16 protein-coding genes, 1 tRNA gene and 2 pseudogenes are annotated in these 21,245 nt (G+C 55.1%); 5 read left to right on the forward strand and 14 right to left on the reverse strand.

From position 1 onward, the window contains the following. The first annotated feature begins 1 nt into the window (after window position 1). Window positions 2-77, forward strand: a tRNA-Asn gene (locus tag WMO26_RS12240). A gap of 630 nt (window positions 78-707) precedes the next feature. Here the strand turns inward: WMO26_RS12240 and WMO26_RS12245 are convergent. After that, window positions 708-4,163, reverse strand: a complete 3,456-nt coding sequence (locus WMO26_RS12245) for a GDSL-type esterase/lipase family protein (protein WP_349220788.1) — start codon at window positions 4,161-4,163, stop codon at window positions 708-710. 80 nt (window positions 4,164-4,243) lie between these two features. Between WMO26_RS12245 and WMO26_RS12250 the strand changes: the two genes are divergently transcribed. Further along, window positions 4,244-4,450 (forward strand): hypothetical protein, encoded by a 207-nt coding sequence (locus tag WMO26_RS12250; protein WP_349220790.1) that lies wholly within the window; start codon window positions 4,244-4,246, stop codon window positions 4,448-4,450. On the opposite strand, the gene WMO26_RS12255 is transcribed toward WMO26_RS12250, so the two are convergent. Continuing rightward, the gene (locus WMO26_RS12255; protein ID WP_349220792.1) at window positions 4,420-8,457 is read right to left on the reverse strand and encodes a GDSL-type esterase/lipase family protein; all 4,038 of its coding nucleotides are present in this window, start codon (window positions 8,455-8,457) and stop codon (window positions 4,420-4,422) included. The genes WMO26_RS12250 and WMO26_RS12255 overlap by 31 nt on opposite strands. Before the next feature lie 418 nt (window positions 8,458-8,875). Between WMO26_RS12255 and WMO26_RS12260 the strand changes: the two genes are divergently transcribed. Further along, window positions 8,876-9,361: an SLOG family protein gene (locus tag WMO26_RS12260; RefSeq protein WP_349220794.1), complete on the forward strand. Its 486-nt coding sequence runs from the start codon at window positions 8,876-8,878 to the stop codon at window positions 9,359-9,361. 123 nt (window positions 9,362-9,484) lie between these two features. Beyond that, on the forward strand, window positions 9,485-10,351 hold the full coding sequence (locus WMO26_RS12265) for a metallophosphoesterase (RefSeq protein WP_349220796.1): 867 nt from the start codon (window positions 9,485-9,487) through the stop codon (window positions 10,349-10,351). Between the two features lie 322 nt (window positions 10,352-10,673). On the opposite strand, the gene WMO26_RS12270 is transcribed toward WMO26_RS12265, so the two are convergent. The 5 genes from WMO26_RS12270 to WMO26_RS12290 all read right to left on the reverse strand — a co-directional run bounded on the left by WMO26_RS12270 (window position 10,674) and on the right by WMO26_RS12290 (window position 12,932). Next, window positions 10,674-11,069, reverse strand: a complete 396-nt coding sequence (locus WMO26_RS12270) for a NifB/NifX family molybdenum-iron cluster-binding protein (protein ID WP_349220798.1) — start codon at window positions 11,067-11,069, stop codon at window positions 10,674-10,676. Window positions 11,070-11,090: 21 nt separating this feature from the next. Continuing rightward, window positions 11,091-11,927, reverse strand: a complete 837-nt coding sequence (locus WMO26_RS12275) for a P-loop NTPase (RefSeq protein ID WP_349220800.1) — start codon at window positions 11,925-11,927, stop codon at window positions 11,091-11,093. Then, the gene (locus tag WMO26_RS12280; RefSeq protein ID WP_349220802.1) at window positions 11,924-12,286 is read right to left on the reverse strand and encodes a DUF134 domain-containing protein; all 363 of its coding nucleotides are present in this window, start codon (window positions 12,284-12,286) and stop codon (window positions 11,924-11,926) included. The genes WMO26_RS12275 and WMO26_RS12280 overlap by 4 nt, the downstream gene beginning before the upstream one ends. Before the next feature lie 73 nt (window positions 12,287-12,359). Beyond that, the gene (locus WMO26_RS12285) at window positions 12,360-12,563 is read right to left on the reverse strand and encodes a ribbon-helix-helix domain-containing protein (RefSeq protein ID WP_349220804.1); all 204 of its coding nucleotides are present in this window, start codon (window positions 12,561-12,563) and stop codon (window positions 12,360-12,362) included. Between the two features lie 33 nt (window positions 12,564-12,596). Further along, the gene (locus WMO26_RS12290; protein ID WP_349220805.1) at window positions 12,597-12,932 is read right to left on the reverse strand and encodes a helix-turn-helix domain-containing protein; all 336 of its coding nucleotides are present in this window, start codon (window positions 12,930-12,932) and stop codon (window positions 12,597-12,599) included. 515 nt (window positions 12,933-13,447) lie between these two features. Between WMO26_RS12290 and WMO26_RS12295 the strand changes: the two genes are divergently transcribed. After that, window positions 13,448-13,675, forward strand: a complete 228-nt coding sequence (locus WMO26_RS12295; protein WP_349220807.1) for a helix-turn-helix domain-containing protein — start codon at window positions 13,448-13,450, stop codon at window positions 13,673-13,675. A 54-nt stretch (window positions 13,676-13,729) separates the two neighbouring features. Here the strand turns inward: WMO26_RS12295 and WMO26_RS12300 are convergent, their stop codons facing one another. The 7 genes and pseudogenes from WMO26_RS12300 to WMO26_RS12330 form a co-directional block, all read right to left on the reverse strand. Further along, entirely contained in the window at window positions 13,730-15,052 is a 1,323-nt protein-coding gene (locus WMO26_RS12300) for a 2-hydroxyglutaryl-CoA dehydratase (RefSeq protein ID WP_349220809.1), read from the reverse strand. Between the two features lie 31 nt (window positions 15,053-15,083). Beyond that, the gene (locus WMO26_RS12305) at window positions 15,084-17,981 is read right to left on the reverse strand and encodes an acyl-CoA dehydratase activase-related protein (RefSeq protein ID WP_349220810.1); all 2,898 of its coding nucleotides are present in this window, start codon (window positions 17,979-17,981) and stop codon (window positions 15,084-15,086) included. Next, entirely contained in the window at window positions 17,978-18,484 is a 507-nt protein-coding gene (locus tag WMO26_RS12310; protein WP_349220812.1) for a MarR family winged helix-turn-helix transcriptional regulator, read from the reverse strand. The genes WMO26_RS12305 and WMO26_RS12310 overlap by 4 nt, the downstream gene beginning before the upstream one ends. Window positions 18,485-18,721: 237 nt before the next feature. Next, a pseudogene (locus WMO26_RS12315) lies at window positions 18,722-18,874 on the reverse strand (sporulation transcriptional regulator SpoIIID); the annotation flags it as partial. Next, entirely contained in the window at window positions 18,861-20,396 is a 1,536-nt protein-coding gene (locus WMO26_RS12320) for a recombinase family protein (protein WP_349220813.1), read from the reverse strand. The pseudogene WMO26_RS12315 and the gene WMO26_RS12320, both read right to left, overlap by 14 nt. Before the next feature lie 93 nt (window positions 20,397-20,489). Further along, window positions 20,490-20,669 (reverse strand): hypothetical protein, encoded by a 180-nt coding sequence (locus WMO26_RS12325; RefSeq protein WP_087300580.1) that lies wholly within the window; start codon window positions 20,667-20,669, stop codon window positions 20,490-20,492. Between the two features lie 84 nt (window positions 20,670-20,753). After that, window positions 20,754-21,245: pseudogene (locus WMO26_RS12330) on the reverse strand (MobV family relaxase); the annotation flags it as partial.

The raw sequence follows: 21,245 nt of genomic DNA on the forward strand, positions 1-21,245 counted from the left end.
TTCCTCAATAGCTCAGCTGGTAGAGCATGCGGCTGTTAACCGCAGGGTCGTTGGTTCGAGTCCAACTTGAGGAGCCAAAAAAGCACCAATGATATCATTGGTGCTTTTTGTTTTGCTTGTGTGCTTTCCAGGTGCTTGAAGGAGCGATATTTTTTCCAGATTCTTCCCATCTGTAAGGGAAGATCTCTATAACAGCACCGGCCTTGTTGAAATCGACCCAGGATGGGACAACGCGGTGATTGATGCTTGTCTTCAAAAGGGGACTACGCGGATCGACCTTTCAGCCCGAATACAACCATAATGAAAGTAGATGACCGGATTTTTTGCTCAGTTTTTTCAGTTGAGAGAACAGGCTTCCGTGACATTAAACTCTGACCGGATGACAGATGACTTTTATGGCAGTTTTACAAGGGCACATTATTGTCCTCCGGGGTGCAGCAACCTTATTATAATGCGATGCTCTTGTCTGTCCGGTCAGGTACCCTATGATGCAATCATGGAAATAATTGAGCACAGCTATGAGACGATAGTTAAAAAGCTACAAAGGAAAGGATGAGATAGGCAAAAGCGCTTAACGGAGAAGAATCCGACATTTTAACGCCAAATGATTCTCAATATGATTCGTATAATATTCTTTTGTAACAACCCCCTGCTCCGGTCTATTCTAAGGCCGGGGCAGGGGGCTTGTTTATACGTTGCTCCAATCGTTATCTTTTTACAAGAATCCCGACGGTCTGGGTGGACTTCGTAAAGACCCGGTCTGCGGAAGCAACGCCTACCTGGAAGTCACGTGCGCCTGCGGAGCCAACACTGACCACATAAGACCAAATGCGCATATCGCCTTCGTCCTCATAGGTGCAGCTGATCGGCGCAAGCCCCATGCCGTTTTCGTTGAAGAGGCGGACATATTCGGTGTATTGATTGGTCTTAAAGGTAACGGTGAAGGGCTCGTTTACCTTGGCAGAGCTAGGAAGTGAAACGCCGAACAGCTTCGCTTGTCCAGTCGGCGCGTTGTTGATCTTGAAATCAACCGTTAAACCGGTGTCATACCCGTCCACAAATACCTTCAGGCTACGGTCACCCTTGGTAGCCAGAGAGAAGGTCAGCGTCCAGGTAATGGTGCCGTCCGGGTTTTCCGTCTTGCTGCGGGTGGTAGCAAGGCCATAACCGGCTTCACTGACCAGATAAGGTTTTTCGATGCCGGCATTCGTATGAATGGTCACGGTAATGGTTTCATTTGGCTCATATGTAGCCTTGTCGCTAGAAGCGGTAACCGCCAGATCCAGGTTATCGATGGCCTGCTGCAGCGCTGCGATCAAGGGAGCCACATGGACCTGCAACGCATCGGGATCTTCCAAGGCGTCCACAAGGGCAGACAGAGCGTTTACAACGGCTCCGGCAGATTCCGGGGTGAACATTTCGGGAATGATGGAGTTAAGCTGTCTGTAGAGCTCTTCTACCTTGTCCCGGTTGGCCAGAACCTTGTCGGAGAAGCCTTCCAGACCCAAATCTGCAAAGCCGTCGGCTACCATGCGAGCGAAGAAGGAAGAACCCTTGCCTTCGAAGGGGTGCACGCCGTCTGCCGTAATGACGTTCTCCAGCAGCCAAGTCACGCCCTTTTCCTGATATAACTGATAGGTTTCCTCGTTGAAATCGTAGCAGGGGATACCCATTTCCGCCGCTACCTCTCGCGTTGCCTGGGCGTATTCGGGGAAGGAACGCGGGATTTCTTCGTCGGGCAGGAAAGGACGCAGGGGATAGCTTTTATCGTTGGGGTCGCTTTCGTTAAAGTTGCGGATGTGGGACATCACGGTGATCAAAATCGGGGTCGCACCGCGGTCCAGAGCACCCTGCGCTGCCGTGCGGAGGAATTCCTTAAACTGAGGAACAGTGGAGTACCGTCCCGCGTTGGTGGCGTTTTTATCGTTGTGGCCGAACTGGATGGCCAGATAATCGCCGGGCTTAATGGTGGTCAGCAGGGGGTCCATCACATTATCCGCTTCAAAGAAGCCGCGGATACCACGTCCGGCGATGGCACGGTTGTCCACATTGATACCGGTCAGGTAATCGGCAATGTGACCGCCCCAGCCCTGATACCGCTGGTTGTCGATGCCCACGTTTCCGGACTTGCTGGTAACGGTAGAGTCACCAATAATGTATAGAGTAGGCGTATCGCCTGCCGTGCGCTTTTCCATGGGGGTAATTTCGATGGCGTTGACCTTGGCATTGTTTCCCAAGAAGCTGATTTCCAGCACGCCGTTGACAATGGCTACCGGATAAGAAGCGGTGTTAAAAGAACCGGCGTTGACGTTTCCGGCCTTCTTCTTGGCGGCATTGTTCATGGTGTAGCCCACATTGGAGGCTTCCTGCGCGTCGCCAGCAACTACCGTAACCATGTAGTCTCCTGCCGGCAGTTTTACCGAGAACTTGGCGCCGGTGACGGCGACGAAGTCAGAGGTAAGGGCATCCTCGGTGCCACGGTCCACGTCGGCCACCGTGGACTCCACAGAGAAGCCGTAAGCCACGTCGCCGGTGAACTTATCCGCTGCAGTTACCTTGGTGTAGCCGTTGGCCACAGCGCCGGAACCGAAGTCAAACTTATAGGTGTTGGTAGCGGAAACTAGGTTTTGAATGGCGTTTTCAATGGCGGTTTTGGCCGCGTCCGCATCACTGCGGGTCTTGGTCAGCGCATGATCCACCACATCCTGTCCCTTTGCCAGGGCGGCAGTCAGGTCAGAGTAAGACTCTGCCGTCCAGTCGTTGGGATCAAGAGCAGTACCCTTTGCCATGGCGGCTTCCAGGGTACGGGTGGAAATGGGTTTTGCGGCGACACCCTCGGTCAGCGTGCCGGTGGCATAGGCGGCAAGACCGGTGTCCGACTTGGAGAGCAGGTAGGAAAGCTGGCTTGCGGCCAGGGTAGCAGCTGCGCCGTCTTTAAAATGGGTGCAGTCGCTGGAAACCTCGGCAAGATAACGGGCCCAGCCGATGTGGTTATAATATTCGATGGTGTAGTAGTTGAACTCCACCAGCTCCACGTCCTGCTCGGCGGCCAGCTCACGCTGGGCGTCAGTCCAGGCCTGGAAGGAATTGAGGAAGGTATTTCCTTCCACCTTGTTGCCGTTTTCGGTAAAGCCGCGGTTGGGGGGCGTTACCAGAATCGGGGTGGCGCCGAACGCGCGGACAGCGTCCACATACTTCGCAAGCCACTCCTTGAACTCCGCCGGATTGGAGTACCGGTTGGGACGAATAGGCGTGCAGTCGTTATGGCCGAACTGAATCAGCACATAGTCGCCGGGCTTTATGTTCAGAAGAACGCTGTCGTTAAAGAGCCCATCGGCCAGATAATCACGGGCCGACTTGCCGCCCATGGCGGTATTGTTGACGAGGACTGCATCGGTCATGAATTCGGCCAGATGGTTGCCCCAGCCGGTTTCCGGCTTATTGGTGGCGGAACCATAGGCGGTGGAATCGCTGCACACATAGACCGTAGGTTTGATACCCGGGGTCCCCTCGGATGCAGAGGAAACCTTGGTGACCTCCACCGCATTGAGGCGGGAGTTGGTGCCGGTCAGTTCAATGGTCAGCTGTCCATCATAAACCGCCACCTGCTTGGTGGTCTCACGGAACTCGCCGGCCTTTGTGGTGCGTGCGCCCTTTGGAACCGAACTCTCGTTGGGCAGAGAGATGTAATAGGGCGCGAAGGAACGCATGTCCTCAACGATAGCACCGGAAACCGTGTCTTCGTTGAAGTCGCCCTGGATAGTCTTAACGGTGTAAATGCCGTTTGGAACGTCCAGGACAAAAGTCGGATAAGAGAAATGAATGTAGTTTCCGTCCTCGGCGTTTGTGGGTGCGGTGATGTCCGAGCCGTCCTGAACGGTGTTGCCGGAAACCCAGTCGGACTTCAAGGCGTCCGCATTGGCCCGGTCGCCGGCGGTCACGGTAATGCGCTCGTCATTGAGCCAGCCGTAACCGGTCGCCTCGTCGTAAAGGGTTTGCGGAGTGACCTTCGTGTAGCCGGCCGCTACCGCGCTGTCAGCCGTGCCAAAGTCAAACTTCGCCCCCGTGAAGTTGTCGTCGGCCGCTAGGGCGCCCATTGTGGGAACCAGGCTGAGCAGCAGGGAAAGGACCAGCGCGAATGCAAGAGATTTTTTTGCTTTCATCTTCCTTTGCATCTCCTTCTTCATCTGGTTTATCACACCAAGTGATATTATTATGATAATAAAAATTTTAAGCAGAGTCAATGAAAAAACAGAAAAAACGCACAATAGATTCCAAAATTTATAAGAAAGATACATCTGTTTTCCTAAAAAGCAGCAAAAATCTTGTTCATACAAATGTTTTGGCAAAAAAAGCGCCCCCGGCACTGGCGGGCAGCCAATGCCGGGGGCAAAGAAAGAAGAAGAAGAAACAAAAAGATTATCGGCGTACTTGGATGGAAACCGTCTGACGGGATTTGGTAAAGACGCGGTCCGCCGCGGCAACGCCGGTCTGGAATTCGCGGATACCGACGGAGCCGACGCTGGTCACATAGGTCCAGACGCGTACACCGTCCACATCCTCATAGGTACAGCTGATGGGAGCCAGTCCCATACCGTTTTCATTAAAGAGGCGGACATATTCCGTATGCGTGTTCGTCTCGAAGGTAACGGTGAAGGGTTCATTGACCTTTGCCGTGTCGGGAACGCTCACAGAATAGAGCTTCGCCTTGCCGGTGGCAACGCTGTCAATCTTGAAGTTGACGGCCACGCCGGTGTCTTCGCCATCGGCATAGACCTTCAGGGTACGGTTGCCCTTGGTGGCCAGGGAGAAGGTGAGGATCCAGGTCTTGGTGCCGTCTCCGTTGTCAATCACCTGGCGGCCGGTAGCTAAGCCGCTGCCGGACTCGCTGACCAAATACGCTTTTTCCACCGTGTCGGGGGTGTTGATGGTGACGGTGATGGTTTCGTTGGGCTCATACTGTTCCTTGTCCGCGGAAGCGGTGGTCTCGGGTAGCACAGCGTTGAGGCTGTAGATCTCCACGCCGTTTAACTTCATCAGGAAGCCCGGGAACTCCAGGTTCAGCTGGCCGTCGGTCACTTCCACCAGGAAGTAGTTCTCGCTGTAGCTGCCGCCAACGCAGTTGAAGGAAGTGTTGAGGTTGATGCCCTCGGCGTACACACCGCCGCTGGACGCATCAGAGGCGTCGCCCTGGATGGTGTGCACCAGGTACTTGCCGTTGGGCAGGTCAACTTTGAACTCCGGATAGATGCTGCCGTCTCTAGTAACCTGGAAGGCGCCTTCGGCAAAGTCGCTGTACAGCGCATCGGAAGTAGCGCGGTCGCTGTCGGTGACCGCTACGGAATCCGACCAGCCATAGCCCAGCTCAGGCGTATAGAGAGTGTCGGCGGTCACGCCGGTGTAGCCGTCCGCAACGGCGCCGTTGCCGAAGTCAAAGAAATAGGTGGCGTCCACGATGGATCTGGCGCGTTCGCCTGCCTTATAAAGGGTGTTGTAGGCAGCAGTGCAATCGTCCGCTGTGGCGTCGGGATTTGCAAGAACTGCCGTAGCCGCCTTCAGGGCGTTTTCAATTCTCGCAACATCGGCTGCGTCGAGCGTTTCGACCCGCATGCCTCTCCACTCTTCAAACGCAGCCTTCGCCTCGGTAACCAGATTGAGAAGCTTGGTGTACTCGGAGGAAGCTGCCTTGGGCAGGGTCAGGGTGCTGGAAGCAACCGACACGCCCGCATCGTTGTAGGCGAGGATGGAGAAGTCATAGCTTTCGCCGGCGGTAAGGCCGGTAATGGTGGCCTGGGGATACACGACGCCCGCGTACTCCGTCCAGTCGGAAGCGGAGGACGCCTTGTAGCGCACCACATAGTAATCCGCGTCATCCTGGTCGTCCCAGGCGATGGTGGCGCTGGTGCCGGCGGATTCCTTGGCATAGAGGCCGGAGGGCTTCGCCGGGGCCTGGGTGGCGACCGCCTTGGGCGTATAGCCTGCGGCCAGCGTGCTGTCCAGCTTCGCCATTTCGGAAGCGATGTAAGACGCGACCACCTCTGCGCCGTAGCTCTGCAGATGGACGCCGTCGGAAGCGCCGTTTTCATAAGAGCTGCCGGTGAAGATGCCGGGCTGTACAAATAAGTACATTGCCTGGCTGCGGATGGTGCCAAGGCTGGCGGTCAGATCGGTGGTATACTGGAAGTTGTCGATAAAGGCAACGCCCTTTTCTTCTGCAACCGCCTTGAGGGCATTTCGCATGTTGTTGAGAGCCCGGTAATCCTGCGAAGAGGTGCCTACGTTCTGACGGACGGAGGCGGTAGAGGAAACCAAAATCGGAGTGGCGCCGCGCTGAATCGCGCCGTCCACGTACTGGCGCACCAAGTCTTTCCAGGCATCGGTGCTGCCGGTGGTCTTTTCATTGAAGCCGAAGTTGAACACCAGGTAATCGCCCGGCTGGATCTGCTCTAAGACCATTTCCAGGCGGCCTTCCTTGATGTTGCGGTCGGCAGTGCGGGCGCCGATGGCCCAGTTTTCCACATTGATCTTTTCGCCGTCGAAGTAGTTGGCCAGCATCTGGCCCCAGCCGCGCTGCGGGTCATTGAACTGGGCGTAGCTGTCGGCAACCGAGTCGCCCACTACATACACGGTGGGGATATCACCCTCGTTGCGTGTAAACTGCTTGGTAATTTCAATGCCGTTGATCTTGGCGCCGGAGTTGGGGAAAGTAATGGTCATCTGGCCGTCGTAAACAGAAACGGTAAAGGTCTCGTCATAATATTCGCCGGCCGCCACGTCGAGCGCGTTGTTGGCCACGTTGTTCCAGCCGCGGCGCACCTGGCGCGGTACATTTTCGATAGAGTACTGCACGGAGGTAGCGGCAGAGGGGTCACCGGAGAGAATGCGCACGTCGTACTCACCGTTTTCCAGGTCCATGACAAAGGTCTGGTTTTTCGCGGTGGTTTGCACGAAGTCCGATTTGAGCGCGTCGTCGCCGCTGCCCGCCACAGCGCTTATACCGGTGGTGGTCCAGCCGTAGCCCTTATCCGCGTCGTAGGCGTCGTTCGTAACCGGAGTGTAGCCGCTGGCGGTGGAGCCGGAGCCGAAGTCAAACTTCTCGGCAACGCCCGGGCCCATTTTGCCGGTGGCGTAGGGGGCCAGGCCGGTGCTCGACTTAGAAATCAGATAAGAGAGCTGGCTTGCGGCACGGTCGGCGGCAGGGCCGTCCTTAAAGTGGGTGCCGTCGGTGGAAACCGACGCATAGAACTCGTCGCAGCCGATGTAGTTATAATACTCAATGGTATAATAGTTGAATTCGATCAGATCCACGTCTTTTTCGGCGGCCAGCTCACGCTGGGCATCGGTCCAGGCCTGGAAGGAATTCATAAAGGTGGTACCGGGAGTGGTATACTTGCCGCCGGTGATCATGTTGCCGTTTTCCGTATAGCCGCGGTTGGGGGGCGTAACGAAAATCGGGGTGGCGCCGAAGGCGCGCACGGCGTCCACATACTTCGCAAGCCATTCCTTAAACTCGGTAGGATTGGAATAGCGGTTGGGACGCACGGGAGTGCAGTCGTTGTGACCAAACTGGATCAGCACATAGTCGCCAGGCTTAATCTTGGTCATAACGTTGTCGTTGAAAAGGCTGTCGGCCAGATAGTCACGGGCCGACTTGCCGCCCATGGCGGTGTTGTTGACGATTACGTCGTCGGTCATGTAATCCGCAATATGGTTGCCCCAGCCGGTTTCCGGCTTATTGGTGGCGGAACCATAAGCAGTGGAGTCGCTGCAGATGTAAACAGTGGGTTTGGCGCCGGCAGTGGCTTCCGATGCAAAGGAAACCTTGCTGATCTCCACCGCGTTAAGGCGGGAGTTGGTGCCGGTGAGCTCGATGGTCAGCTGTCCGTCATACACGGCCACTTGCTTGGTGGTCTCCTTGAAGGAGCCCGCAGCGGTGGTGTTGACGCTGGTAGGAATCGAACTGGTATTAGGCAAGGACTTATAGTAGGGCGCGAAAGCACGCATGTCCTCGACGATAGCGCCGGTGACGGTAGACGTGTTATAATCGCCCTGGATGGTCTTTACCGTATAGATGCCGTTGGGCAGGTCCACCACAAAGGTCGGATAAACAAAGTGGATGTAGTCGCCGTCCTCAGCATTTTCTGGGGCGGTGATGTCCGCGCCATCCTGCACGGTGTTGCCGGTGACCCAGTCGGACTTCAGGGCGTTTGCGTTGCCGCTGTCGCCCGCGGTCACGGTAATACGCGGATCGTTAAGCCAGCCGTAACCGACCGCCGGGTCGTAGGCCGTTTGGGGGGTGACCTTCGTATAGCCGTTTTCCACTGCACTGTCAGCCGTACCAAAGTCAAACTTCGCTTGGGTGAAGGTTTCATCATAAGCGAATACGCCCATGGTGGGGACCAGGCTGAGCAGCAAGGAAAGAACCAGCACGAGAGCCAGGGATTTTCTTGCTTTCATCGTTGTTTGCATCTCCTTATTTGTTTTTTCCCGATTCTACCAAATGGGGAACATCATGCGGCCTTGCACAAAGAGACCGCCGGTGTGGCAGGACTGCGCATCCCTCCTTTCGGCAATCTATACAGAACCAAGTACGCAGAACAAAAGAAAATAATCGGTTCTTTTCTAATATTAACCGCCTTGCCGCATAAAATCAAGCAAATTCAACAAATTTACATACAATAAATGTACTGACAATTATTTTTTAGACATAAGCCGCCACATTTCTCTCATTGGCATGGCCAGAACAAAAAGATGCAAAAAAATGAGAAGGAGAAGAGAGGGGCCTTGATTTTGAGAGGCAATCATGGTAAATTGAAAAAGCATCGAACGTAAGTTTGAAAATCTTTGATTTTGATTATACGTAAGGAGTAGAACCATGGAATACAGCAAAGAGCAGTGCTGCTGCTTTACCGGCCACCGCCGCATGCCGGGGGAGCAGGTCATCGAGATCAAACGCCGACTGGAGGATATTATGGAGGACCTGATCGGCCGGGGAGTGGAGTGCTTTTGGTTCGGCGGAGCGCTGGGCTTTGATACCGCCGCGGCGCTGACCGCCTTAACCCTGCGGGAGCAATATCCCTTTATTAAAGTGATCCTGGTACTCCCCTGCCGCAACCAGTCCAGCGTCTGGCGGCAGCCGGATGTGGATGTGTACAACTGGATTATCTCCCAAGCGGACGAGATCATCTACACAGCAGACGACTATGACCCTGGTTGTATGCACAGGCGCAACCATTACCTGGTGGACCACTGCACGTTTTGTGTCTATTATCTCACCCAGCAGAGGGGTGGGACCTTTGCCACCGTCAAATACGCCCGCAGCCGGGGGCTGACCCTGATTCCGGTGGCCGAAGGTTTGTGATGCGCCCGGGGCCAAAGTATGGTATCATAGAACGCAAAAGGCAGCACCCAGATGCGATAGGCCTGAAGGGCTGCCGCCCGTCCTGTCCGGCGGGTGCGTGAAAACCATAAAGGAGGGCTGTGGATGAAGGAAGCTGTATGGATTGCAGCGGGCGTGCTGGTTCTTTGCGCGCTCGTTTCTTTCTTCTGGTATCAGAACAACGGCCTGTCGGTGACCCGGTACCGGTTAAAAGGGATGCGGGTAACCCGGCCCATGAAAATCGTGCACCTGTCCGACCTGCATTCCAAGCGCTTTGGCCGGGACAATGAGAAGCTTTTTGCCCTGGTGGCCGATTGTAGCCCCGACCTGATCGCCATCACCGGCGACCTGATCGACGACAGCGATCGGGACTTTTGCCGCACCGTCCGGATCGTCGGGCGGCTTTGCGGGCTGGCGCCGGTGGTCTGCATCCCCGGCAACCATGAGCACCGTTCCCGGGACTACCTTTCTATTCTGGAGGCCATTCGCCAGGAAAGGGCGGTGCTGCTGCAAAACGAGCAGGTATCCCTGACGGTAGCGGGCACCCCAGTAACCGTGCTGGGCTTAGAGGAACGGCAGGGGACCTACCGCTCCTACCGGAAAATGCGCCAGGGCAAGTACCGCTACCGGGACTATTCGGAGCAGTTTCACGCCCTGTCCAGAGAGCCGGGGCTGCGCCTGGTCCTCTGCCACTACCCGGAGAACTTCGCCATGACCGGGGACAAGGCCTATTGCCAGTACGACTTTGATTTGCAGCTGTCCGGCCACGCCCACGGCGGCCAGTGGCGCTTTCCGTTTGTAGGCGGGCTTTACGCGCCCGGGCAGGGGATTTTTCCTAAGTATGTAAACGGCGTGTTTGGGAATCATCCCAAAATGGTGGTCAGCCGGGGCCTGGGGCCCAGCTCCTTTCCCCTGCGCCTCTTTAACCGCCCGGAGGTGGTGGAAATTACCCTGACAAACGACCCGGATTAGAGAGGGCTTTCTGTCCGGGCCTTTCGGGGAGAGGCCCTAAGGGCACGCCCATGGCTGCGGCCCCGGGAATACCATACACGGGTCACGCGCGCATACGCTTTGGTCGGTTTTTCTCAGGCCGTTGGACGAGAAAATGAAAACAGAGGGGAGAAATCAAAGCGATTTCTCCCCTCTGTTTTATAAAAACCAGCCCAGGCGGTTCAGCTGCGGCCGCTTAGAATAACGCCTCCGGAATTTCTCCCTGGTTTCGTCTCCTCCCAAACCGGCCAGACAAAAACCCGATACGAAAAAAGCGCCCGGGAAAGCCCCGGGCGTCTGCTTTTTATTCCGCTGCGTGATGGTGGCCGCAGCCGCCGGTACCGCAGGTGTGTTCCCCGCCTTCGTGGTGGTGGTTGCACTGGCCCGCCGGGTTATCGGAAAGCTCTCCGGCCAGGTATGCTTGCACCGCGTCGTCGGTGGAGCCGCTGGCTCCCGCCACCAGCCCGATGCGGTTAGCAGCCAGCGCCTGCCGGGCGCCCGCCCCGATGCCGCCGCAGATGAGCACCGTGACGCCGTTTGCCGCCAACAGGCCCGCCAGCGCCCCGTGTCCGTTTTCTCCCGCGTCCAGCACCTGCTTGCGCACCACTTGGCTGTTCTCCGCTTCATAAATAGCAAATTGCTTGGATTTGCCAAAATGCTGAAAAATTTGGCCGTTCTCGGCCGTTACCGCGATTTTCACTTTCTTGTCCGCTTCCTTTCCTTATTGCCGCGCCTCGATGGCGTCGGCCGCTCCGTTCAGCCACTCCCCTTGGAAGGACTCGATGTCCCCCGCGTCGCAGAGCTTGGCAATGTCCGGGTTTAGGGGCAACCGGCCCAGTACCGTAAGGCCGTGCTTCGCCGCCGCCTCGTCCAGACGGCTTTCCCCGAACACAAAGAGCTTCCTGCCGCAGTCGGGACATTCCACATAGCTCATGTTTTCCACCACGCCCACAATCGGGATATTCATGGTCTTGGCCATGTTGACCGCCTTTTCCACGATCATGCCCACCAGCTCCTGGGGCGAGGTGACGATCACAATCCCGTCGAGCGGGATGGACTGGAACACCGTCAGCGGCACGTCGCCGGTTCCCGGAGGCATGTCCACAAACATGTAGTCCACGTCCTCCCAGATCACGTCCGTCCAGAATTGCTTGACCGCCCCCGCGATGATGGGGCCCCGCCAGACCACCGGCTCGGTCTCGTCGTTGAGCAGGAGGTTGATGGACATAATGTCCACCCCGGTCTTGGTGCGGGAAGGGAGCATCCCCGCCGGGATGGCCTTCGCCCGCTCCTTGATGCCGAACACCTTCGGAATGGACGGGCCGGTAATGTCCGCGTCCAGCACCGCCGTGTGGTATCCCCTGCGGTTTAAAAGCACCGCCAGCATGGAGGTGACCAGGGACTTGCCCACGCCCCCCTTGCCGCTGACTACCCCGATGACCTTTTTAATCCGGCTCATCTCATGGGGTTTTTCCAGGAAATCCTTCGGGTCCGCCTGCCTGGAGGGGCAAGCCTCCCCGCAGCTGGAACAATCGTGGGTGCAGTTTTGTTCGCTCATTTGTCTGACAACTCCTTTTGTGTTTCCTCGTGAAACCGGCACTTCTTGCACCGGAAGACGCACGCGCAGCCGGTTTCGGCCACCTCGTAGTGGCCGCCCCCGATCACGAGGGTGTCCCCCCCGCACAGGGCCTTGGCCGTGTGAAACCGGGCGGCGTAAAGAATGCGCTGGAAGGTGCCGCGGGACACGTTCATCCGTTTGGCGGCGCTGTCCTGGTCGAGCCCTTCTAGGTCGCACAGGCGAAGCGCCTCCAGCTCCTCCACCGAAAGGGAGACCCTGCCCCCGCTTTTCGGCTCCGGCGTGAACACCCGCGCCTTCGGCTCGGCGCACACCCGCCGGCATTTGCTGGTTCTGGGCATAGCGGCTCCTTTCTATTATAAATGGGATGCAAAAATAAAAATAAGCAGAAGAAAAGGCCCAACAAACTGAAAGCTAATTTGAATCTGCCGCATGTTTTTCTTCTTTGTGAATGTTTGTACACTCTGATTCCTTAGCAATGACTTCTAGGCCAAGCCGAATCAATTCAGAGGTTGCTTCGGAACGGGTGGAAAACCTCCGCTCAAAGCGGAAATCTTCGATTGCTTCGAACATCTCATCGTCTACAGAAATCATATATCGGTGTTTCTTGGTAGCCATTGTCATCAACTCCAGACATGCAATAGGCTCTGACTAATTTTCGACCCTTTCCTGCAATTCTTTTAAACTTCGAATTTGTTCCAAAACATAGTCCTGAAATTCGGGACGCAGGGATTGAAATATGCATTGGGCTTCCTCGAGCTTCCGTTTGACAATAGGAGAAGAAAGAAACATGTCACCTTCTCCGTTCTTCAACCATTGTTCGTTGACATCGTATAAATCGCAGAGATGCTTTAAAAAGAGCTCTTTTACCTCAGCACGTCCATACTCGATATTTCCGATTACGTCCCTGCTGACGCCAAGCTTTTCACCAAATTCCCGCTGCGATAGATTGAGGGCTTCTCTTATCATTTTTATTCGATTTTCCAATTTAATACCTCCTTCATGGACCGCTATCTTCGTCTAACAATACCATAAAGAATGATATTACACAAATCGAAATAAAAACGTAGTTGACAACACAATATCACTGAATCATAATGAGTATATAACGAAAAACGAAAAGAGGTAACGTGTAAGTAACACAATTACCAGAGAAAAAGGACAAATTCAAAGAATTCAGCGCCCTCTTTTCCGAACTCAATGAAAAAGAACAGAATTACGCATTGTTTCTTCTTCGTTCGTTGGCTCTAGCCCAGACAACACCGCCTAAAAAAGGATAAAAAGAATGCGATAAGAAAAAATAACGTGCATATGCTCATAAATAGTATAATGAGCATATGCACGTTTGTCAAGAGGAAGGATACCTTATTATATAGGAATTCTTTCAGCCAGCGCGCGGTAAGCCATACAAATAGTATAAAAATATACAGTCCGTATGATTGCGCTTGTGTTTTCATAATCCCGTGGTAGAATCCCTATGAAATAGAAAGGAGGCGGCGCGAATGGTGCGGTTTCGAATTGCACAACTGCTTGCGCAGACGGGCAAAACAAAATATTGGCTCTATCAACAGCTAGGAATGAGCTATCAAAGCTTTATGCGCCTCTATCGAAACGAGACCCGCTCCATCAGCCGCCAGAACATCGACGTGCTTTGCCAGATTTTCGCCTGTACCCCTAACGACCTGTTTGAAATATGCGAAGATATCCCCGAAGAAGAAAACAAAAAGTAGCCAGCGTCTACAAAGACGCTGGCTACTCCTATATATAATGTATATCTCGTCCGCTCACCTGGCCGCAGCCGGTTCCTTTTTCTGCGGGGCCGCCGCGGGTTTCTCCTGCGCGCTTCCCTTGAGCCGCTCCTGAAGCTCCTCCTTGGCCACCGACAGCATCAGCTTGATGCGGTTTTCCTGGTTTACCTTGGTGGCCGAAGGGTCGTAGTCGATGGGCACAATGTTCGCGTCCTCATGCAGGCTCTTGATCTTGCGGATCATTCCCTTGCCGCAGATGTGGTTGGGCAGGCAGCCGAAAGGCTGGGTGCACACAATGTTCGGATACCCGGACTCGATGAGCTCCAGCATTTCGCCGGTCAGAAGCCAGCCCTCGCCCATCTTGTTGCCGTACCCGATGACGCCCTTCACCAGCTCCTTGACATGCAGGTACGAGCCGGGCGGGGTGAACTGGGGATAAGGCTTGACCGCGTCGATGAGGACCTGCTCGGTTTTGAGCAGGTAGTTCATCAGGAAATTGACCACCGTGTATTTCGCCTTGCTCCCGCCGTACAGCTTGATGTCCTCGAGCCGGTTGTCGCACTTAAAGAGCATGAACCCCATCAGCCCCGGCACGTTTACCTCGCAGTCCTGGGAAGCCAGGAACGCTTCTAAGTTGTTGTTCCCCAGCCGGGAGTACTTGATGTAGATTTCGCCCACCACGCCCACCTTCACCTTGGGCGTCCGGTTGACCAAAACCTCCGAGAAATCCTTGACAATGGCCTCTACATTGGCCTTGAGCTCTTTGAGGGACTTGCCTTCTCCCGCGCTGATCTGGTGGGACAGGGTTTTCACCCACCGGTCCACCAGCGCCTGGCTTTCCCCGGGATTGACCTCGTAGGGCTTTACCTGATTTTGCAAAAGCATCAGCGCGTCGCCGTACACCAGGCACGCCAGCAGCTTGCGGATTAACGGCAGCGTCAGCTTGAAGCCGGGGTTTTTCTCCAGCCCCGAAGGGTTTAAGGAAATCACCGGGATGTCCCCGTACCCCGCCTTGCGCAAAGCCTTGCGCAGCAGGTGGATGTAGTTGGAGGCCCGGCAGCCGCCGCCGGTCTGGGTGATGATGAGGGCGGTGCGGTCTAAATCGTACTTGCCGGAATTCAGCGCGTCGATAAACTGGCCGATGACCAGCAGCGCCGGGTAGCACGTGTCGTTATGGACGTATTTGAGCCCCTCCTGCACGATGTTCGGCCCGTCGGACGTGAGCAGAACCATGTGGTACCCTTCGTGGTTAAACACGTTCTTGAGAAGCTCGAAGTGGATGGGCAGCATCATCGGAATCAGGACGGTGTAAGTTTGTTTCATTTCCTTGGTAAAAGGAATGCGCTTCGGGATGGGCATTGGCAAACAGCTCCTTTCAGGAGACGAACGTCTATCGGTCCTTGAGGGCGGCGAACAGGCTGCGAAGCCGGATCTTGACCGCGCCCAGGTTGGTGATTTCGTCGATCTTGATCTGGGTGTAGATTTTCCCCTCGTCCTCGAGGATTTCCCGCACCTCGTCGGTGGTGATGGCGTCCACGCCGCAGCCGAAGGAAACCAGCTGCACCAGGTTCATGTCCGGTTTGTCCGCGATGTAGCGGGCCGCCGCGTACATGCGCGAGTGGTAGGTCCACTGGTTTAGCACCCCGGTGGCAAACTTCTCTACCTGATCGCTCACCGCGTCCTCGGTGACAATGGCCGCGCCGAAGGAGGCGATCAGCTTGTCGATGCCGTGGTTGGTCTCCGGGTCTAAGTGGTAAGGCCGCCCGGCCAGCACGATGATCTGCCGGCCTTCCCCGCGGGCCTTCTCGATGATCTCCCGCCCCTTTTTACGCACCTTTTGCAGATACGCGTCGTGCTCCGCGTACGCGAGCTTGCACGCAGCCTTGACTTCCTTTAAGGTCAGGCCCTCAAAGTGCCGGGAGAGCACCTCCAAAAGCTTCCCCGGGAATTCCTTTCTGCGGTGGATGCCCAGGTAGTCGTCGATAAAGGTGACCTTTTTCAGTTCCCCCATGTTGGCCCCGATGACCTCCGGGTAGTAGGCCACCACCGGGCAGTTATAATGATTGTCCCCCAAGTGCTCGTCCAAGTTATAGGTCAGGCACGGGTAGAAGATGGTTCCAACCCCATCGTCCAGCAGCGCCTGTACATGGCCGTGAATCAGCTTTGCCGGGAAGCAAACGGTGTCCGACGGGATGGTGTGCTGCCCTTTTAAGTACAGCGCCCGGTTGGAGGCCGGGGAGGTCACCACCTCAAAGCCCAGCGTGGTGAACAGCTTGTGCCAGAAGGGGAGCAGCTCGTACATGTTCAGCCCCATGGGGATGCCGATTTTGCCTCTGGGCCCCTTGACCGGCTGGTATTCGTCTAAAAGCTGGCGCTTGTATTCGTAAAGGTTGAGCCCCTCGTCGGCTTTCTTTTTGGTCACCGGCTTTTCACACCGGTTGCCGCCGATGAACTTGCGGCCTCCCGCGAAGGTGTTGACCGTCAGGCGGCAGTGGTTGGAGCACAGGCCGCAGGAAACTACGCTGACCTTGTGGGTAAAGCCCTTGAGTTCCTCAAGGGAAAGCAGGCTGCTCTTGCCGGTGGACTGTTTTTTCGCGTACAGGGCCGCGCCATAAGCGCCCATCAGCCCGGAAATGGCAGGGCGCACCACCTGCACCCCCAGCTCTAATTCAAAGGACCGCAGCACCGCGTCATTTAGGAAGGTGCCGCCCTGGACCACAATGTGCTTCCCCAGCTCCTGGGGGGTGGTGGCCCGGATGACCTTATACAGCGCGTTTTTCACCACGCTTACCGAAAGGCCCGCCGAAATGTCCTCAATGGTGGCCCCGTCCTTTTGCGCCTGCTTGACCGAGGAATTCATAAACACCGTGCACCGGGAACCTAAGTTCACCGGATGCTTGGCAAACAGACCCTTCTTCGCAAAGTCCCCGATGGAATAGCCCAGGGCGTTTGCAAAGGTCTGCAAAAAGGAGCCGCAGCCGGAGGAACAAGCCTCGTTTAGGAAAATGTTGTCGATGGCGCCGTTTCGGATTTTGAAGCACTTGATGTCCTGCCCGCCGATGTCGATGACAAAGTCCACATCCGGCATAAAGCGTTTGGCCGCGGTAAAATGGGCCACCGTTTCTACAATGCCGTTATCCACCCGGAAGGCGTTTTGAATCAGATCCTCGCCGTAGCCGGTGACCGCGCTCGACGCAATCCGAATGCCCGGATGCTTTTCGTAAAGCCGAAGCAGAAACTCCCGCACCAGCGGCACGGGATTGCTGGAATTGGGCTGGTAGCTGGAATCGAGCAGCTCCCCGTCCTCGCCCAGAACTACGGTTTTCAGCGTCGTGGAGCCTGCGTCGATGCCGATGTATACCGGCTTTTGATAGGTGCTAAGATCGGCCGTCTTCACCGTCGCCTTCTCATGCCGGGCGACGAACTCCTCATATTCCGCCTCGTTGGTAAACAAAGGCGGGTTCGCCGCAAAGTTCCCCGAACCCGTGTAATGGGCCACTGCCTCCACCGCGTCCGGAAGATCAATTTCCTCTTCGGCGCTCAAAGCCGCGCCCAGCGCCACATAGTAAAGGGAATTCTCCGGACAGATGCCCTGTAGCCCCAGGGTATTATCGAAGCTTTTTCGCAGCTCGGACAAAAAGGTAAGCGGCCCGCCCAGATAAAGGACCTTGCCCTTGATGTCCCGCCCCTGGGCCAGGCCCGCGATGGTCTGGTTGACCACGGCGGAAAAGATGCTCGCAGAAATGTCGTTTCGCTGGGCCCCCTGGTTTAAAAGAGGCTGGATGTCCGACTTGGCAAACACCCCGCAGCGGGAAGCGATGGTGTAGATTTTGTCGTAGGACTTGGCCGCCTCGTTCATTTCGTCTAAAGAAATGTTCAAAAGAGTGGCCATCTGGTCGATGAAAGCGCCCGTGCCTCCCGCGCAGGAACCATTCATGCGTACTTCCGTGCCGCCGGTGAGAAAAAGAATCTTCGCATCCTCTCCGCCCAGCTCCACAATCACGTCCGCGTCGGGTATGTACGTCTTCGCCGCGATGCGGGTGGCGAAGACCTCCTGAATAAAGGGAAGCTTCGCGCTCTCCGCCACGCCCATGCCCGCCGAGCCGGACACGGCTACCATGGCTTTTCTCCCCTGCACCACCTGTTCCCCCAGGGACTTTAGAATGTCCGCCGCCTTTTCGACAATCTGGGAATAATGGCGTTCATAGGAATGATAGACGATTTTATTTTCTTCGTCGAGCACCACGCACTTGATGGTGGTCGACCCAATGTCCAATCCGATTTTCAAAAGGAACCCTCCGTTATCCTGCGAGTCTCCTCTGCCGCATCTTCCTCCCCGTCGCTTGTCAGAGCCAGGCGGGTGCGGTGGAATAGGTCGTTGAGCTTCGTCAGTCCGTCAATGATGATCTGCTTGTCCTGGGTGGAAACAAAGTTCGCCAGCTCCTGCTGCTTTTTGAGCATCCGCTCCTCTGCGGCCGTGGTCAGGGATACGCCTGCGTCGGTCAGCTCAATGTGAACCCGGCGCTGGTCTTCGCTATCCCGTATTCGCCGTACCAGACCGCTTTTTTCCAGCCGGTTGCAGATGGTGGAAATGTTGCTCGCCGGCATCTCCATCTGCTCGCTCAAACGGCACACCCGGGTAGGCCCCCGCCGAAACAGCTCAATGAGCACCAGCGCCTGGCTGGTGGAGAGCCCCAGAGGCTGAAAATTCTGGTTCATGACATGCGCCATTTCCAGATTGATGCTGCGCATCAAGGTGCGTATGGTGTTGTTAAAAAGAATGGTATCCAATGGCTGTAACCCTCTTTGGCAATGATGGCAAAATAGTTCTCGCGGAAATAATTATTGGAATAACAATTTTACCTCTTTTTTTGCAAAAGTCAATACGATTCGCGCCTTTGGCAGCAATTCACAGAGATTTTACCGCCTTCCAACAAGACCGGTTGCACGCCACCGGGCGGCAACGCCAAAGAAGACGCCGCCGGCTTTAAACCCGCGGCGTCTTCTTCTTTTTCGCGTTGCGTTTGCCTATTCCCCGGTGTGCAGGTACTTGCGCTTGGTGGCCATACCGCCGCGGATGTGCCGCTGGGCCTTGTTGGTTTCCAGTACCTGCTTGACTTCCTTGTAGAGCATGGGATTCAATTTCTTGAGCCGGTCGGATACGTCTTTATGTATGGTTGTTACGAATTAGAACGGTTTCATCCAAGCCCAGATCGCCAAGCAGCCGGAAGTAAATGTCCACATTCCCATCCTTGTCCACTTCGATCTTCTGGATAATCCGCTTGAGCTGGGCATTGGTCATTTGCCGCACATCGGTAATGTCCTCAATCTCCTTGAATGTCTGTTGCAGGACGCTTTCCAGCTGCTCGCCCTTTGTCAGATGGTAGGATACCATTTTCAGTTCATTTTCCAGCCGTTCAATCTCTTTCCGCATCCCGCCGATCTTATCATTGAGTTCCTCGCGGGAGATTAAATCATCGGCGTACATATCCATGTATTTCTGCCGTGTCTTTTGCAGTTTGGCAAGTTGGGCGGTCAATTCCTTTTCATAGTTCAGGTTTTCATCCTTTGCCTTATAGACCCGCTGGAATTCCCCTACCACATAACGGATCACATTCTTTTTTGCTTTCAGCAGCCCGGCGAAATACTCCTGTAAAACCTCGATGAGTTCATCTTCATCCACCGTCACGGCGTTGGGGCAGTTGTCCGCCCCGCGCCCATTGTGGCCGGAGCAGACCCACCGGACGTAGGTGTTCTTGTAGGTGCGGACGGTACGCCGGAAGGACCAGCCGCACTCCTTGCATTTAATGAGGGTGGAAAACAGGTATTTGTTACTCTGGCGCTCCTTGTCCACCTTGAATGCCTTGCCGCGGGACTTCATAATCTGTTGCGCCTGCTCAAAGGTTTCCGGGTCAATAATCCGCAAATCCGGGCGGTCAACCACCATCCACTCCGAAGCATCCTTGTCCGCCCGCTGGCCGGTCAAAAAATCGGTGACTTCCTGCTTGCCGTTAATGATTTTCCCCGTATAGAGTTCATTGGTAAGGATGCGGCACACTCCATTCTGGCTCCACTGGCAATTACGCTTTGTCCGCAGCCCTCGCTCATTGAGGAAGATAGAGATTTTTGCCGCCCCGTAGCCATCCTTGATGTACCACTGGTAAATCTGGCGGACAACAGCCGCTTCTTCCTCATTGATTGCAAGGTTGAAGTAGTCGCCGATGGTCTTATCATATCCATAGACAATGTTGGGGACACGGCCTTTTTCTGCGTTCATTTTCTTGCCGAATTTCACGCGCTTCGAGGTGTTCGCACTTTCTTCCTGCGCCAGCGCCCCAAAGATTGTCAGGACAAATTCGCTGTTGCCCATACTGGTCATGTTGGCGGTCAGGAACTGCGTTTCAATCCCCAATGCTTTCAATTTGCGTACATTCTGTAAGAGGTCAACCGTGTTCCGGGCAAAGCGGGAAATATCTTTTACTACGACCATATCAAAGAGGCCATGCTCCGCATCCGCCATCATACGCAAAAACTCTTTCCGGTTCTTGATTTTTGTCCCGGAAATACCCTCGTCCGCGTAAAGACGCACAAGGTTATCCCCGGTGCGTTTGGTATATTCGGAGAAGAATTCTTTCTGTGCTTCCAAACTGTTGAGCTGATCCTCTTTATCGGTGGAAACACGGCAGTAAGCAGCAATATTCATGGCAAAACCTCTCTGTTAAAATCAAAGCGTTCTGTTACATCTTAATTTTATCATGTGGCGCTTTGGATTGCAATAGGGAAAGGGGCATCCCGCCTATGCAGGGTGCCCCTCATCGTCCTTTTCCCCGGCGCCATCCGGCCCATTTGCGGCTGCCTGTATGGCAAGCTGTACCTTTTCCTGGTTTGCCTCCATAAAGATTTTCAGTAAGTAATCGGCGGTAGCTGCCGTTGGGTTTGGGTTATGGAACCGGTAATTGAGTTTCCTTTCTTTCACAGCAGCATTCCCACCTCCCCCTTGCTGTCTGCCCTTTGTCCATGTCTATGAAAACAAAGTAGGAAATAGTACATGATGGGATTGTCAAAGATCACGCCCCCGGTGGGATCGCTGTGCCTGTTCTAATTCCCTGCGGATTTCTGGCGGGATGCGGTCAACCAGCCGTTGCATATCGTGCAATTCGCTTTCCAACTTTGCCCGTTCCATACGGTCTTTGATTTTGCCGCTCTCGCTGGCTCTCGCCCTCGCTTCCAGCTTCTCATTTTCCGCTAACAGATCTTTAATCGTGACCTTGTACTTTTTCAGTTGCCCGGAGAAGTTCTCCATCTGCGGGAACCACTTTTTCAGCATGGAGAGGGCTTCCTCTTTTTTCTTTCCGGCGTTCAATGGGTTAATGCCGTCAAGGGCGGCTTCAATAGCTCTGGCCTGTTTGGAGAGGGAAACCGCCTGTTTGAAAAGCCGGGTGGGGATATGCTTCCGGCCTGTCTTGCTGGCACTTTCCCCACGCTCCAAGTCAGGATATTTCTCCACCATATAGGCGTGAAAATCGTCCTGCCACTTCGTCAGGTTTGCCCG

The sequence above is a fragment of the Solibaculum intestinale genome, assembly GCF_040096205.1.
Taxonomy (GTDB): Bacteria; Bacillota; Clostridia; order Oscillospirales; family Acutalibacteraceae; genus Solibaculum_A; species Solibaculum_A intestinale.

What these genes read in the sequence shown, in the direction of transcription:
- WMO26_RS12300 (WP_349220809.1), bottom strand. Translation starts at nt 15,052, where the DNA reads ATGCCCATCCCGAAGCGCATTCCTTTTACCAAGGAAATGAAACAAACT.
- WMO26_RS12260 (WP_349220794.1), top strand. Translation starts at nt 8,876, where the DNA reads ATGGAATACAGCAAAGAGCAGTGCTGCTGCTTTACCGGCCACCGCCGC.
- WMO26_RS12250 (WP_349220790.1), top strand. Translation starts at nt 4,244, where the DNA reads ATGAAAAAACAGAAAAAACGCACAATAGATTCCAAAATTTATAAGAAA.
- WMO26_RS12280 (WP_349220802.1), bottom strand. Translation starts at nt 12,286, where the DNA reads ATGCCCAGAACCAGCAAATGCCGGCGGGTGTGCGCCGAGCCGAAGGCG.
- WMO26_RS12285 (WP_349220804.1), bottom strand. Translation starts at nt 12,563, where the DNA reads ATGGCTACCAAGAAACACCGATATATGATTTCTGTAGACGATGAGATG.
- WMO26_RS12255 (WP_349220792.1), bottom strand. Translation starts at nt 8,457, where the DNA reads ATGAAAGCAAGAAAATCCCTGGCTCTCGTGCTGGTTCTTTCCTTGCTG.
- WMO26_RS12245 (WP_349220788.1), bottom strand. Translation starts at nt 4,163, where the DNA reads ATGAAAGCAAAAAAATCTCTTGCATTCGCGCTGGTCCTTTCCCTGCTG.
- WMO26_RS12275 (WP_349220800.1), bottom strand. Translation starts at nt 11,927, where the DNA reads ATGAGCGAACAAAACTGCACCCACGATTGTTCCAGCTGCGGGGAGGCT.
- WMO26_RS12265 (WP_349220796.1), top strand. Translation starts at nt 9,485, where the DNA reads ATGAAGGAAGCTGTATGGATTGCAGCGGGCGTGCTGGTTCTTTGCGCG.
- WMO26_RS12320 (WP_349220813.1), bottom strand. Translation starts at nt 20,396, where the DNA reads ATGAATATTGCTGCTTACTGCCGTGTTTCCACCGATAAAGAGGATCAG.
- WMO26_RS12295 (WP_349220807.1), top strand. Translation starts at nt 13,448, where the DNA reads ATGGTGCGGTTTCGAATTGCACAACTGCTTGCGCAGACGGGCAAAACA.